Origin of the sequence: Pseudomonas sp. (assembly GCF_051660785.1) — a bacterium.
Taxonomy (GTDB): Bacteria; Pseudomonadota; Gammaproteobacteria; order Pseudomonadales; family Pseudomonadaceae; genus Aquipseudomonas.
Genome location: NZ_JBOFQE010000008.1, coordinates 45,643 through 60,182 on the forward strand (window position 1 = coordinate 45,643; position 14,540 = coordinate 60,182).

The window sequence follows — 14,540 nt, forward strand, 5'->3', positions numbered from 1 at the left end:
AACACTGTATAAATAACCAGACCAAAAGCCTGGGAGCGGCCTTTATGCTGGTGCACCTGTCCGTACATAACTACGCCATCGTTGAACATCTCGATCTTGAACTCGATCGCGGGATGAGCGTGATAACCGGGGAAACCGGCGCCGGCAAGTCGATCATGCTCGACGCCCTGGGCCTGACCCTGGGCGATCGCGCCGACAGTGGCGTCGTCCGCCCCGGCGCCGACAAGGCCGATATCCTGGCGACTTTCGACCTGATCGACATCCCGGAAGCCAGCGCCTGGCTGGCGGAGCGCGACCTGGAGAGCAATGGCCCGTGCATCCTGCGGCGGGTAATAACCGCGGAAGGACGCTCGCGCGGCTATATCAACGGCACACCCTGCCCGCTCGGCGATCTCAAGGCCCTTGGTGAACTGCTGATTGATATCCACAGCCAGCACGAACACCAATCCCTGCTCAAGACCGACACTCACCGCCGCCTGCTCGACGAATACGCCGGTGCCACCGACCTTGCCCGCCAGGTGCAACTGGCCGCCCAACGCTGGCGCCAGACTCGCCAGGAGCTGGAACGCCTCTCCAACTCCGGCGACGAGCAACGTGCTCGTCATCAATTGCTCAGCTATCAACTCGAAGAGCTGGAAAATCTCGGCCTCGGCGAAAACGAGCTGGAGCAACTGGAGCAGGAACACAAGAACCTCACCAACGCCGAAACCCTGCTGGGCATCTGCCGGCAAGTGGTTGAGCAATGCAGCGAAAGTGATTCCGGGAATGTCCTGAATGCTCTTACCGCCAGCCTCAATCGTCTTTCGAGCGTCAATAACTCGATCGGTGCGCTGGGTGAAGCCAGCAGCCTGCTGACCAGCGCACAGATACAGGTTGAAGAAGCCGTGGGCGAGCTGAACCGCTTCCTCGACAACTTCGACGCCGATCCAGCGCGCCTCCAGTACCTCGAAGAACGCCTGGACGCGATCTACACCATGGCGCGCAAGCACCGCATCCAGCCGACCGAGGTCGCGGAGATGCAGCAGCGCTTGCTGGATGAAATCGAAACCCTGAACGCCAACGACGAATCCATCGAGCGACTGAGCGATGAGCTGGCTTCTTATGCCCGTCATTATCAAGAGAAGGCTCGGGAGCTTAGCGATTTGCGTCATCAAGCCTCGAACAGCCTGGCCAGCGCCGTGGAGCAGGAAATCCAGCGACTGGGCATGCCCGGCGGTCGCTTCACGATCGAATTGCGCCCTAACAGCAGTGATGAACTCTTGCCCAATGGGCTTGAGCAGGTAGAGCTGCTGGTGAGCGCCAACCCCGGCCAGCCATTAAAAGCCTTGGCTAAAGTGGCCTCCGGTGGCGAGCTGTCTCGGATCAGCCTGGCTATTCAGGTAATCACCGCACAGACCTCACGCGTACCGACGCTGGTATTCGATGAAGTGGACGTGGGCATCGGCGGACCGACTGCCGAAATCGTTGGCCAGTTGCTGCGTCGACTCGGTGAACGCGGACAAGTACTGACCGTAACGCACTTGCCGCAAGTGGCCGCTCAGGGCCACCAACATCTGTTTGTGCACAAGGTGCGCGGCGAAGAGGCAACCCACACCGCTGTATCCAAGCTGAGCAAGAATGATCGCGTCGAAGAAGTGGCGCGAATGCTCGGCGGCATCGACCTGACCAAGGAATCACTGGCTCACGCGAAAAAAATGGTCGTCACCGCCAAAATTTAAGAACGGCAGACAGCACGAAGGCGACCCTGGGGTCGCCTTCGTTCGTTTCGCGAATGTGAAATTCGCGCGACACGCTTACTTTTTCTTGCGTACGTACAGCACCAGATTGTGATCAACCATCTCGAAGCCGTACTTGTCGACGATGGCTTTCTGCAGGCGCTCGATTTCTTCGTCGAAGAATTCGATCACTTCGCTGGTTTCGACGTTGACCATATGGTCGTGATGCTTGCCGTCATCCAGCTCGAAGACCGCATGGCCTCCGTCGAAGTTGTGCCGCACCACAAGGCCAGCTGCCTCGAACTGAGTCAGTACACGGTAAACCGTGGCCAGACCGACGTCCTCACCAGCCTCCATCAGCGCCTTGTAAACATCCTCGGCACTCATGTGGCGTTGCTCGGCGGAATCGAGCATTTGCAGAATTTTGACCCGTGGAAGGGTCACTTTGAGGCCGGCTTTGCGTAGTTCGCTATTTTCAACCATGGTCAGCTTTCTCGCGATGCTGCTTCGCAGCTTCTCTTAATGCGGGTATGATCGGCGTTTACGTTGTCCCAGCCAAGATAGTGGAAGTCGCCCACCGATGCAAAACACCAAGCTCTTGCTAACCAGTTTCACCTTTGTGGGACTGCTCGCACTCGCCGGTTGTTCATTCCCCGGGGTTTACAAAATCGACATCCAGCAGGGCAATGTCGTCACGCAGGACATGATAAACCAGTTACGCCCGGGAATGACCCGTAAGCAAGTACGGTTTATCATGGGCAATCCCCTGCTGACCGACACGTTCCATGCCGATCGCTGGGATTATCTGTACAGCCTGCAACCGGGTGGCGGTGAACGCCAACAGGAACGCATTAGCGTTATCTTCAACCCAAATGACCAACTTGTCAGCCTTTCTGGCGATTTCATGCCGGGCGTCAGTCGGGATGAAGCCATTCTCGGCAAGGAAAGTGGCACTAACGTGACCGCGCCAGCCGAAAACGTCGAGAAGCCGAAGCCGGAAAAACCGGTCAAGCCAGGTTCGTTGCTGGACCAGATCCAGAAGGACGTAGACGGTGTAGAAACCGTGCCGGTCCCGACGCCAGAACCGCTGGAAACCTCGCCGCAATAATTTGCGACGCAATAAAAAACCCGGAATCTCCGGGTTTTTTATTGTCCTGCGCTTGAGCGAATTACTGATTCCGGGCTTTGGCTTCAGCGGCCTTGGCAGCACGGAGCCGGCGAACCTCTTTCGGATCTGCCAGCAACGGCCGATAAATCTCAATGCGATCCCCCGCCTGGACAAGTCGACTGTCTGCGTCAGCGATCACTTTGCCGAAGATTCCCACCGGACAATCGGTCAGATTCAGCTCCGAAAAGATCTCGCCGACGCCCGACTTCAGCAATGCCGCACGCACGGTCGTACCTGCTGGCACCGTCACAGAGAGAAGCACTTGACGATCAACAGCGGCGTAGACCACCTCGACGTCAACCATCGACTCAACCATGCATTTGTTTGGCACGCTGGCAAAACGCGTCCACCAGCGTATTCGCCGCCTGATTGAACAGCGGCCCCAGGGTTGCGCGAACAATCGGCCCGGCATAATCGAACGACAGGTCCAGGCTGATCTTGCAGGCCTTTTCGCCCAGCGGCTTGAACACCCAGATGCCGTGCAATTGAGTGAAAGGACCTTCCTCGAGGTTCATCTCGATTGAATGGCCGGGGACTAAAGCGTTTCTGGTTACAAAGTGCTGGCTCAAACCACCCTTGGCCACACCGACGCTCGCGCGCATATGTTCGGGCGTGCTTTCCAGCACTTCGGCGGTCGAACACCACGGCAGAAACTCCGGGTAACGCGCCACGTCGTTGACCAGGTCATAAAGCGCTTGCGCCGGGTATGGCAGCAGCGCCGAACGTTGAATGTGTGTCGTCATGTCAGCGTCACTTCCACAGCTGTGCGGCAAACACTACGAGAATGCCGAGGGGCGCCACATAGCGCATCAGGAACAAGGACAGGGCGAACAACCCAGGGCTGCGAATCGACAACTCGTCGCGCACCGCTTCACGCCCCATCACCCAGCCCGCAAACACCACGAAACACAAACCACCAAGTGGCAACATGATCCGCGACGTGAAGAAATCGATCACGCCAAAGAAGTCCAGGCCACTGGCCGCACCCCATTGATAGAGATGGAACATCCCGCCTTCGTTCACGAAAAATTTGGCTTCCTTCCAGATATTGAAGGAAAACACCGTGCCCAGACCGACAAACCAGCAAATGAATGCCAACCAAAAGGTCACCCAGGCGCGGCTGACCTTCGTGCGCTCGACCAGGTAAGCCACCATCGGTTCAAGCAGGGAAATCGCCGAACTCCAGGCAGCCACCGCGACCAGCACGAAGAACACTACGCCCATCAACTGGCCGAACGCTACGTTACCGAAGGCAAACGGCAGGCTGACAAACATCAGCCCCGGGCCTTCGCTCGGGTTCAGGCCCGCCGCGAAGACAATCGGAAACAACGCCAGGCCTGCCACCAGCGAAACAAAGGTGTCGAGCAGCGCCACGCCGACCACGGTGCCGGAGATCGACGAATGCTTGGGCATGTAAGCGCCGTAAATCATGATCGAACCAACGCCTACGCTCAGGGAGAAGAACGCGTGCCCCATGGCCGGCAACAAGCCATCGAGGACTTTTTCGGGGTGGAAGTCGAACATGAAATGCACGCCTTCCATGAAATGCCCGGTGGTCATGCTGTAACCCAGCAGCACCAGTATCATCACAAAGAGCAGCGGCATCATGATCCGCAGACTGCGCTCCAACCCCGCGACCACGCCCTTGGCGATCACCACCGCCGAAAGCAGCATGAAAATCGTGTGCCAAAGTGTCAGGCGCCACGGATCGGCGATCACATTGCCAAAGTAAGCGCCCACCTGATCAGGCGTTGCCCCCTGGAAGTCGCCACGGCCCATGTCGATGATGTAATCCAGAGACCAGCCGCCGACCACGCTATAGAAAGACAGGATCAGCAACGCCGTGATCATCCCGGCGAATGCGCCCCAGGACCACTTGCCCGAATGCCCCGCCTCCACCGCCAGCACCTTCAAGGCGTTGGCCGGGCTCTGCCGCGCGCGGCGGCCGATCAGGGTTTCGGCCAGCATGACCGGCACACCGATCAGCGCGATACAGGCCAGAAACATCAGCACGAAAGCGCCGCCGCCGTAGACGCCGACCATGTACGGGAATTTCCAGATACTACCCAGGCCCACGGCCGAACCGGTCGCGGCGAGTATGAAGACCCAGCGGCTAGCCCAACTGCCGTGGACAGAAACCTTGTCTGTCGACATCGTTATCACGCCCAAGCGTTCAAAAAAGAGGCCGCATTGTCCGGGATTCAATCAACCTGCTCAAGCACGTAGCGATACCGTAGCCGACTCGCGTGCAACTCCCTATAATGCCGCCCCTATGGCTAAACAGAAGAAACACCCAACAGGGACCATCGCGCAGAATAAAAAGGCGCGACACGATTACTTCATCGAGCATAAGTTCGAGGCTGGTCTGGTCCTGGCCGGCTGGGAAGTAAAAAGTCTGCGGGCAAGCAAGCTGCAACTGGTTGACAGTTACGTGCTGCTCAAGGATGGCGAAGCCTGGCTGCTTGGCAGTCATATCACGCCGCTGATGACGGCCAGCACCCACGTCATCGCCGATCCGACCCGCACCCGCAAATTGCTGCTCAACCGCCGCGAGCTGGAAAAGCTGGCCGCCGCCGTGCAGCAAAAAGGCTACGCGTGCGTCTGCCTGTCCTGGTACTGGAGCAAGCACATGGTCAAGTGCGAGATCGCTCTGGGCAAGGGCAAGAAGGAATACGACAAGCGTGATACCGAACGCGAGCGCGATGCGGGTCGAGAGCTGCAGCGTGCGGTGCGTAACAAGGGCAAGGAAGAATAATCTTCCTGCCTGATCGCGGCTTTTGTGGCGAGGGAGCTTGCTCCCGTCCGGCTGCGCAGCAGTCGCAAACCGGTCAATACAATCTTCCTGTGGAAATGTATTGACTGGTTTGAGGGCCGCTTCGCGCCCCAACGGGAGCAAGCTCCCTCGCCACAGCTCACCTGACTACATCCCCTTGCGCCGCTCCGCCCGAGCCATTCGCTGCACTTCCTGACGCACCTCTTCCAGCACTTCCTGCACATACAGGATGTGTCGGCTGGACACTTCCCGTGCCTGCTCCGCCCTTCCCTCGATAATCGCCATGTACAACTCCCGGTGCTGCGTGATCAGCATGTCGCGGGTTTCCGTGCGCTGTTTGTACATGCCGCCAATGTTGGTCACCACGTTGCGCTTGAGCAGATCGAACAACCCACGAATGGTGTGCAACAGCACAGCGTTATGACTGGCCTCAGCAATCGCAAGGTGAAATTTCGCATCCGCCGCGCCCTCTTCCGCCCGGCTCACTTCGTCATGACGCGTATAGCAATCCTGTAATTCATTGAAGGCCGCCGTCAGCCGCTCGCGGTCGACATCGGTTGCGCGCAGTGCCGCGTAATAGGCGCAGGACGCTTCCAGCGTATGGCGAAATTCCAGCAGATCGCGTTGGGCTTCGGGGTTGCTTTCCAGCAGATGCAACAGCGGATCGCTGAAGGTCGAACCCAGCGACTCCACCACATAATTGCCGCCGCCCTGGCGACTGACCAGCAAGCCCTTGGCCGCCAGTTTCTGGATCGCTTCGCGCAACGAAGGGCGTGACACGCCGAACTGCTCGGCCAACGCGCGTTCGGCTGGCAAGCGCTCACCAGACTTCAACGTGCCTTCGAGGATCATCCCCTCGAGCTGCTCGACAATATCGTCAGACAAACGGCGCTGACGAATCTGATCAAACCCCATAACTCAATTCTCCACAGTCCCGACGGCTCGCCGGGCCCTCTATTCTGGCCTATCGGCGCTGTGCCAGCACCTACCAGACGGCATTTGTTAAAGCGGATCAAGCACGCGCCACAGCGTTTATTCGACAAAAGTCTCAGGGCGACAAATTGACACGCCGCACACAACGCTTTTACCCTAGCCAACAGCGATTGTAAATTGGTATTACCAATTAACCAAGAACGCTGACCAGTGCCTGACCAACAACAATTAGGGGCCACCCCATATGCAAACCTGGCAACAGCTCTATACCCCGCTCGGCAGCCTTGGCTTCTCCGCGCTCGCCGCCGTTATCCCCATCGTGTTTTTCTTCCTGGCGCTGGCGGTGTTCCGCCTCAAAGGGCACGTGGCCGGCAGCATCACCCTGGCGTTGTCCATCGCCGTGGCAATCTTTGCTTTCCAGATGCCGGTCGATATGGCCTTTGCCGCCGCAGGCTATGGCTTTGCCTACGGTCTGTGGCCGATAGCGTGGATCATTGTCGCCGCCGTGTTCCTCTACAAACTGACGGTCAAGAGTGGTCAGTTCGAAGTGATCCGCAGCTCGGTGTTGTCGATCACCGACGACCAGCGCTTGCAGGTTCTGCTGATCGGTTTCTGCTTCGGTGCGTTCCTGGAAGGTGCCGCCGGTTTCGGTGCGCCGGTAGCAATTACCGCCGCCTTGCTGGTAGGACTCGGCTTCAACCCACTGTACGCCGCGGGCCTGTGCCTGATCGCCAACACCGCGCCGGTAGCCTTCGGCGCCTTGGGGATTCCGATCATCGTGGCCGGGCAAGTGACCGGCATCGACGCGTTCAAGATCGGCGCCATGACCGGTCGCCAACTGCCGCTGCTGTCGTTGTTCGTGCCGTTCTGGCTGGTGTTCATGATGGACGGCCTGCGCGGCGTTCGTGAGACCTGGCCTGCTGCGCTGGTGGCCGGTTTGAGCTTTGCCATCACCCAATACTTCACGTCAAACTTCATCGGCCCTGAGTTGCCGGACATCACCTCGGCCCTGGCCAGCCTGATTTCCCTGACGCTGTTCCTGAAAGTCTGGCAGCCAAAACGCGCCGCCGGCCAACACATCGCCGGTGCCGTCTCCGCCTCGGTGGTGACCGCCAGCGCCGGTGGTTTCGGCCAGCCGCGCACCAGCGTGGCGTCGCCTTACAGTCTGTTCGAAATCGTCAAAGCCTGGTCGCCGTTCCTGATTCTCACCGTGCTGGTCACCATCTGGACCCTGAAACCGTTCAAGGCAATGTTCGCCGCCGGCGGTTCGATGTACAGCTGGGTGTTCAACTTCGCCATCCCGCACCTGGACCAGATGGTGATCAAGGTCGCGCCGATCGTGACTGCGCCGACCGCCATCCCTGCGGTGTTCAAGCTCGACCCGATTTCCGCGACCGGCACGGCGATTTTCTTCTCCGCACTGATCTCGATGCTGGTACTGAAGATCAACTTCAAAACTGGTCTGACCACGTTGAAAGAGACCTTCTACGAGCTGCGCTGGCCGATCCTTTCGATCGGCATGGTGTTGGCGTTCGCCTTCGTTACCAACTACTCGGGCATGTCTTCGACCATGGCGCTGGTATTGGCCGGCACCGGCGCGGCGTTCCCGTTCTTCTCGCCGTTCCTCGGCTGGCTGGGCGTGTTCCTGACCGGTTCCGATACCTCGTCCAACGCGCTGTTCAGTTCGCTGCAAGCGACCACCGCGCACCAGATCGGCGTGAGCGATGTGTTGCTGGTAGCGGCAAACACCAGCGGTGGCGTGACCGGCAAGATGATCTCGCCACAATCGATCGCCGTGGCCTGCGCCGCGACCGGCCTGGTGGGCAAGGAATCGGATCTGTTCCGCTTCACCCTCAAGCACAGCCTGTTCTTTGCAACGATTGTCGGCCTGATCACTTACGTCCAGGCCTACTGGCTCACCGGCATGCTGGTGCACTAAGTCCTACACGATAAAACGCAAAAACCGACGCCGGACCACGATTCCGGCGTCAGCTATTCACACCCCGGTCTGCAAGGCTGCTGAAAGCTTCCCTCTCTATATTCAGCAGCCTCAGCGGACGGATAACCGGGCCCACCCGGAGACACGCCTGATGAGCGAGCTTTTTTACAACGCCGTGCCGAACGCGACCCGTGTCGCCCCGCCACTGCCCGAGCCTCGGCAATACCCCAGCGAGAAACCGTCACGGGTCTACCTGTTCGGGACCTGCGTGGTGGATTTGTTCTACCCCGAAGCCGGGATGGATGCGATCCACTTGCTGGAGCGCGAAGGCATCCGTGTCGAATACCCGCAAGGGCAAAGCTGCTGCGGACAACCGGCCTACACCTCGGGTTACACCGAGCAGGCAAGGACCGTGGCGCGTTCGCAACTGGCGCTGTTCGCCGGGGACTATCCGGTGGTGGTGCCATCGGGATCGTGTGCCGGGATGTTGCGTGAACACTACGCCGACTTGTTCAAGGATGAGCCGCAAACGTTGAAGCAAGTCCAGGCGCTGGCCGCCCGGACTTATGAACTGGCCGAGTTCCTGCTGTTTGTCTGCAAGGTGCAGCTTAAGGACAGCGGTGAGCCGGTAAAAGTGGCGCTGCACACCTCGTGCTCGGCACGCCGTGAATTGAATACCCACCTGCACGGTCGCGAGTTGTTGTCGCAACTGAGCAACGTGGAGCGAGTCGACCACAGCCACGAAAGTGAATGCTGTGGCTTCGGTGGGACTTTCAGCGTCCGTATGCCAGACATTTCCGGCGCGATGGTGGCTGACAAGACCCGGTCGTTGAAGGAATCCGGCGCGCACCAGGTACTCAGTGCCGATTGCGGTTGCCTGATGAACATCAACGGCTCGCTGGAGAAACAGAAGGAAGCGTTGCGCGGCCAACACCTGGCCAGTTTCCTTTGGCAGCGCACCGGAGGGGTTCTATGAACGCTTCCGCGATTATTCCTACGGTTACCGTGGAAGAAGACTTTCGCACCCGGGCTCACAAAGCACTGGGTGACAAGCAGCTGCGAAATAACTTTCGCACTGCGATGGATTCTCTGATGACCAAACGGGCAGCGTCCTTCAGCGATGCCCATGAAAGAGAACATTTGCGAGTGCTGGGCAATGCTGTCCGCGCCCGTGCGTTATCCAAGCTGCCCGACCTGCTTGAGCAGCTTGAACAGAACCTGACCCGCAACGGTGTGACAGTGCACTGGGCGGAAACGGTGGACGAAGCCAATGGCATCGTCCTCTCGATCATCCGCGCTCACGAGGGGCGGCAAGTGATCAAGGGCAAATCGATGGTCAGCGAAGAGATGGAGATGAATCACTTCCTCGCTGATCGGGGCATTGAATGCCTGGAATCGGACATGGGCGAGTACATCGTCCAGCTCGACCACGAGAAGCCTTCACACATTATTATGCCGGCGATCCACAAGAATGCCGGTCAGGTCGCGTCCTTGTTCCACGACAAACTTGGCGTGGAGTACACCAAGGACGTTGACCAACTCATTCAGATCGGTCGCAAAGTCTTGCGACAGAAATTCTTCGAAGCGGACATCGGCGTCTCCGGCGTCAACTTCGCCGTGGCCGAAACCGGCACCCTGCTGCTGGTGGAAAACGAAGGCAACGGGCGCATGACCACAACGGTGCCGCCGGTGCACATCGCCGTTACCGGCATCGAAAAAGTCGTGGAAAATCTGCGCGATGTAGTGCCGCTGTTGTCGCTGCTGACGCGCTCGGCTCTTGGCCAGCCAATCACCACCTACGTCAACATGATCTCCGGCCCGCGCAAAGAGCACGAACTAGACGGCCCGCAGGAAGTGCACCTTGTATTGCTCGACAACGGTCGCAGCCAGGCCTTCGCCGACAGCGAATTGCGCCAGACCCTGAACTGCATTCGCTGCGGTGCTTGTATGAATCATTGCCCGGTCTACACCCGAATCGGCGGCCACGCCTATGGGGAGGTTTACCCCGGGCCTATCGGAAAAATCATCACCCCGCACATGGTCGGCCTGGCGAACGTCCCGGACCATCCGAGCGCGTCGTCGTTGTGCGGCGCTTGCGGTGAAGTCTGCCCGGTAAAAATTCCTATCCCGGCACTGCTGCGTCGGCTACGGGAGGAAAACGTCAAGGCGCCGGACAGCCCGCATCAAGTCATGCGCGGCCAGGGCAGCAAATACTCGCGCAAAGAACGTTTTATCTGGAACGTCTGGGCCAGGCTCAACAGTTCGCCGATGCTGTATCGTCTGTTTGGCTTTTTTGCCACACGATTGCGCGCCCTGGCACCGAATAATGTTGGCCCGTGGACGCAAAACCACAGCGCACCGAAACCCGCTGCCCGCTCACTGCACGACATGGCCCGCGAGCACCTGGCCAAACAGGGAGATCGTTGATGAGCGCCAAGCAAAATATCCTCGCCAAGTTACGGAAAAGTCTGACCGACACCACCCCGGTGCCTGACGAGTTCGATGTCGAACTGGTGACAGCGCCTTACACCTACACCACCGAGCAACGCATCCCGCAACTGCGCAAACTGATGGAAGCGGTGCACACGGAAATCCACCTGACGTCCGGCGAGGGCTGGCCTTCATTGCTTGCTCAATTATTGCGGGACCGCCAGTTGCCGAGCCTGTTGATCGCACCGACTACGCCTCATGGGCAACGCGTCACTCAGCACTGGGCGAAAAATCCTGATCTACCGACACTGAAGTCCTACGACCGCCCGGTTGAAGAATGGAAAACCGAGCTGTTCAACGACACCCCGGCCAGCCTGACCACCACCCTCGGCGCAATTGCCGCCACGGGTAGTCTGATTCTCTGGCCGACGCGGGAAGAACCGCGCCTGATGAGCCTGGTACCGCCGGTGCATTTCGCTCTGCTCAAGGCCAGCGAAATCCGCGACAACTTCTATCAGGTCCAGCAGGAATTCAACTGGGCCCAAGGTATGCCGACCAATGCCTTGCTGGTGTCCGGCCCGTCGAAAACCGCTGACATCGAGCAAGTCCTGGCTTATGGCGCGCACGGTCCGAAAGACCTGGTGGTTTTGATTCTGGAGGACCGATGAGTCTACCGGCGGCTTTCCTGCGAGATGCGCAGCAACTGATTCCCCAAGAGCGACGTTTCGACGATCCGCTGTCGACTTTGGCCTTCGGCACCGACGCCAGTTTCTACCGGCTGATTCCGAAACTGGTGATCCGTGTCGAGTCCGAAGAGGAAGTGGTCGCGCTGCTCAAACTGGCGCAACGGGATCACGTCCCGGTGACCTTCCGCGCCGCCGGCACCAGTCTGTCCGGCCAGGCCATCAGCGATTCAGTGCTGATCGTGCTTGGGGATAACTGGAACGGTCGCGAGATCCGCGGCCAAGGCACGCAAATCCGCCTGCAACCGGGCGTGATCGGTGCGCAGGCCAACGCGTGGCTAGCGCCGTTCGGGCGCAAGATCGGCCCGGACCCGGCCTCGATCAACGCCTGCAAAATCGGCGGCATCGTCGCCAACAACGCCAGCGGCATGTGCTGCGGCACGGCGCAGAACACCTATCACACGCTTGCCGGCATTCGTCTGGTGCTGGCCGACGGCAGCCGCCTCGATACCGAAGAGGCGGCGAGTGTTGCGGCGTTTCGCCAGAGCCACGCCGCGCTGCTTGAGCGTCTGGCGACCTTGGGCCGCGAGACCCGCGCCAATGCCGAACTGGCGGCAAGAATCCGCCACAAATACCGTCTGAAAAATACCACCGGCCTGTCACTCAATGCTCTGGTGGATTTCGACGAGCCTGTGGATATCTTGAGCCACTTGCTGGTGGGTTCCGAAGGCACGCTCGGCTTCATCAGCGCGGTGACCTACGACACCGTGATCGACCACCCGAACAAAGCCTCGGCGCTTATCGTGTTCCCGGATGTGGAAACCTGCTGCAATGCCGTCACCGTGCTGAAAAGCCAGCCGGTGTCGGCCGTCGAACTGCTGGACCGTCGCAGTTTGCGTTCAGTGCAGGACAAACCCGGCATGCCGGCTTTCGTACAACAGCTGTCGAACAATGCCTGCGCGTTACTAATCGAATCCCGCGCCGCATCGTCCACTTTGCTACAGGAACAACTGGCGCAGATCATGGCGTCATTGACCTCGTTTCCGGTGGAGAAACAAGTCGACTTCACCGAAGACCCGCTAGAAAACGCCCGACTCTGGGCGATCCGCAAGGACACCTTCCCTGCCGTCGGTGCGGTGCGAAAAACCGGCACCACGGTGATCATCGAAGACGTGACCTTCCCGGTGGAACAACTCGCCATCGGTGTTAACCGCTTGATCGAGCTGTTCGACAAACATCACTACGATGAAGCGATCCTTTTCGGACACGCGCTGGAAGGCAATCTGCACTTCGTCTTCACCCAAGGCTTCAACAACCCGGAAGAAGTCGCACGCTACCAGGCGTTCATGGACGACGTGGCGCAGTTGGTGGCGGTGGAATTCGGCGGCTCGCTGAAGGCCGAGCACGGCACCGGTCGCAACATGGCGCCCTTCGTCGAGCTGGAATGGGGCAGCGATGCTTACCAGTTGATGTGGCAGCTCAAACGGCTGCTCGATCCCAACGGCATTCTCAACCCGGACGTGGTGCTCAGCGAGGATCCGCAGATCCACCTCAAGCACCTGAAACCGCTGCCGGCCGCCGACGAGATTGTGGATAAGTGCATCGAGTGCGGTTTCTGCGAACCGGTCTGCCCGTCGAAAGGCCTGACCCTGAGCCCGCGCCAGCGCATCGTGATCTGGCGGGATATTCAGGCGAAGAAACGCGCCGGCGTCGACACCTCGGCGCTTGAAGCCGCTTACGAATACCAGGGCATCGACACCTGCGCCGCCACAGGGTTATGTGCGCAACGTTGCCCTGTAGGCATCAATACCGGCGAGCTGGTGAAGAAGCTTCGCAGCCGTAAGGCGACGCACACGAAAACCGCCAACTGGCTCGAAGGAAACTTCGCCACCGCACTGCAAGGTGCGCGCTTCACCCTGCATGTCGCCAATGGCGCGCGGATGCTGCTGGGCGCGCCGCGTCTGGCGAAGCTGTCGGCAACGCTGACGAAATTGTCTAAAGGCCAGGTCCCGCAATGGACCAACGCCATGCCTCAGCCGGAAAAAGCCATTCGCTTCAGCCCGGTCGTATCGGACGAGCGTCCTCGCGTGGTCTATCTCGCGGCCTGTGTCTCGCGGGTCATGGGCCCGGCGGCGGGTGATAAAGAGCAAATGTCGCTGTACGACAAAACCCGTGGGCTGCTGGAAAAAGCCGGTTACCAAGTCGTCTTTCCCGACAATCAGGACAGCCTCTGTTGCGGCCAGCCATTTGCTTCAAAAGGTTACGCCGAACAGGCCGAACATAAACGCCAGGAGCTGATCGGCGCGTTGCTGCATGCCAGTCGCGGCGGGCTCGATCCGATTTACTGCGACACCAGCCCTTGTACGTTACGGCTGGTTCAGGATCTGGGCGAAGTTCGACTGGACCTGTACGACCCGGTGCGTTTCATCCGTACGCATTTGATGGATCGTCTGGATTTCACACCGCAGGACGCGCCGATCGCGGTGCACGTCACCTGTAGCACCCAGCACCTTGGCGAGAGTCAGGCACTGATCGATCTGGCGCGTAAGTGCAGCAAGAACGTGGTTATTCCCGAGGGCATTCACTGCTGTGGTTTTGCGGGCGACAAGGGCTTTACCACACCGGAGTTGAACGCACATTCTTTGAGGACTTTGAAGGATGCGGTGCAGCAATGCAGCGAAGGGATTTCCACCAGTCGCACCTGTGAGATCGGGCTGACGCAACACGGCGGAATTGATTACCACGGACTAGTCTATCTGGTGGATCGGGTAACGCAGGCGAGGGTCATGCAAGAAAAATAGAACCCTGATGCGCTGCCGTAGTCCACAGAATAAGCCCGGACATACCGGGCTTTACCCAAACTCGGCAGCCCGTCCTGACGGCCAGCGGTGCCGGGCCC

At 59.3% G+C, this 14,540-nt stretch carries 13 protein-coding genes; 8 read left to right on the plus strand and 5 right to left on the minus strand.

Annotated features, from left to right (window positions below):
• The first annotated feature begins 44 nt into the window (after positions 1-44).
• Positions 45-1,718, plus strand: coding sequence for a DNA repair protein RecN (gene recN, locus ACRC4F_RS02625; protein ID WP_438657949.1), 1,674 nt, complete (start codon positions 45-47; stop codon positions 1,716-1,718).
• A gap of 75 nt (positions 1,719-1,793) precedes the next feature.
• Here recN and fur read toward each other — a convergent pair whose 3' ends face one another.
• A complete protein-coding gene (gene fur / locus ACRC4F_RS02630) occupies positions 1,794-2,198 on the minus strand; it encodes a ferric iron uptake transcriptional regulator (RefSeq protein WP_003197684.1) in 405 nt (134 codons plus the stop codon).
• 97 nt (positions 2,199-2,295) lie between these two features.
• Between fur and ACRC4F_RS02635 the strand changes: the two genes are divergently transcribed.
• Positions 2,296-2,823 (plus strand): outer membrane protein assembly factor BamE, encoded by a 528-nt coding sequence (locus tag ACRC4F_RS02635; RefSeq protein WP_438657950.1) that lies wholly within the window; start codon positions 2,296-2,298, stop codon positions 2,821-2,823.
• Between the two features lie 61 nt (positions 2,824-2,884).
• Here ACRC4F_RS02635 and ACRC4F_RS02640 read toward each other — a convergent pair whose 3' ends face one another.
• The 3 genes from ACRC4F_RS02640 to ACRC4F_RS02650 are packed head-to-tail and all read right to left on the minus strand — an operon-like array spanning position 2,885 to position 5,037.
• The gene (locus tag ACRC4F_RS02640) at positions 2,885-3,199 is read right to left on the minus strand and encodes an RnfH family protein (RefSeq protein ID WP_438657951.1); all 315 of its coding nucleotides are present in this window, start codon (positions 3,197-3,199) and stop codon (positions 2,885-2,887) included.
• Positions 3,192-3,626, minus strand: coding sequence for a type II toxin-antitoxin system RatA family toxin (locus ACRC4F_RS02645; protein WP_438657952.1), 435 nt, complete (start codon positions 3,624-3,626; stop codon positions 3,192-3,194). The genes ACRC4F_RS02640 and ACRC4F_RS02645 overlap by 8 nt, the downstream gene beginning before the upstream one ends.
• A gap of 7 nt (positions 3,627-3,633) precedes the next feature.
• Positions 3,634-5,037, minus strand: coding sequence for a sodium-dependent transporter (locus ACRC4F_RS02650; protein WP_438657953.1), 1,404 nt, complete (start codon positions 5,035-5,037; stop codon positions 3,634-3,636).
• 118 nt (positions 5,038-5,155) lie between these two features.
• Here ACRC4F_RS02650 and smpB point away from each other — a divergent pair, with 118 nt between their 5' ends.
• On the plus strand, positions 5,156-5,638 hold the full coding sequence (smpB, locus tag ACRC4F_RS02655) for an SsrA-binding protein SmpB (RefSeq protein ID WP_109627898.1): 483 nt from the start codon (positions 5,156-5,158) through the stop codon (positions 5,636-5,638).
• 165 nt (positions 5,639-5,803) lie between these two features.
• Here smpB and ACRC4F_RS02660 read toward each other — a convergent pair whose 3' ends face one another.
• Positions 5,804-6,571 (minus strand): GntR family transcriptional regulator, encoded by a 768-nt coding sequence (locus ACRC4F_RS02660; RefSeq protein WP_438657954.1) that lies wholly within the window; start codon positions 6,569-6,571, stop codon positions 5,804-5,806.
• A gap of 262 nt (positions 6,572-6,833) precedes the next feature.
• Here ACRC4F_RS02660 and ACRC4F_RS02665 point away from each other — a divergent pair, with 262 nt between their 5' ends.
• From ACRC4F_RS02665 to ACRC4F_RS02685, 5 genes are all read left to right on the plus strand, one after another.
• Positions 6,834-8,528 (plus strand): lactate permease LctP family transporter, encoded by a 1,695-nt coding sequence (locus ACRC4F_RS02665; RefSeq protein WP_438657955.1) that lies wholly within the window; start codon positions 6,834-6,836, stop codon positions 8,526-8,528.
• Between the two features lie 151 nt (positions 8,529-8,679).
• Positions 8,680-9,504 carry a (Fe-S)-binding protein gene (locus tag ACRC4F_RS02670; RefSeq protein ID WP_438657956.1) on the plus strand — a complete coding sequence of 275 codons (825 nt, stop codon included), beginning with the start codon at positions 8,680-8,682 and terminating at the stop codon, positions 9,502-9,504.
• Positions 9,501-10,955, plus strand: coding sequence for a LutB/LldF family L-lactate oxidation iron-sulfur protein (locus ACRC4F_RS02675; protein ID WP_438657957.1), 1,455 nt, complete (start codon positions 9,501-9,503; stop codon positions 10,953-10,955). The genes ACRC4F_RS02670 and ACRC4F_RS02675 overlap by 4 nt, the downstream gene beginning before the upstream one ends.
• A complete protein-coding gene (locus ACRC4F_RS02680; protein WP_438657958.1) occupies positions 10,955-11,626 on the plus strand; it encodes a LutC/YkgG family protein in 672 nt (223 codons plus the stop codon). Before ACRC4F_RS02675 ends, ACRC4F_RS02680 begins: the two co-directional genes overlap by 1 nt.
• Positions 11,623-14,442 (plus strand): FAD-binding and (Fe-S)-binding domain-containing protein, encoded by a 2,820-nt coding sequence (locus ACRC4F_RS02685; RefSeq protein WP_438657959.1) that lies wholly within the window; start codon positions 11,623-11,625, stop codon positions 14,440-14,442. Before ACRC4F_RS02680 ends, ACRC4F_RS02685 begins: the two co-directional genes overlap by 4 nt.
• The last annotated feature ends 98 nt before the right edge of the window (positions 14,443-14,540 follow it).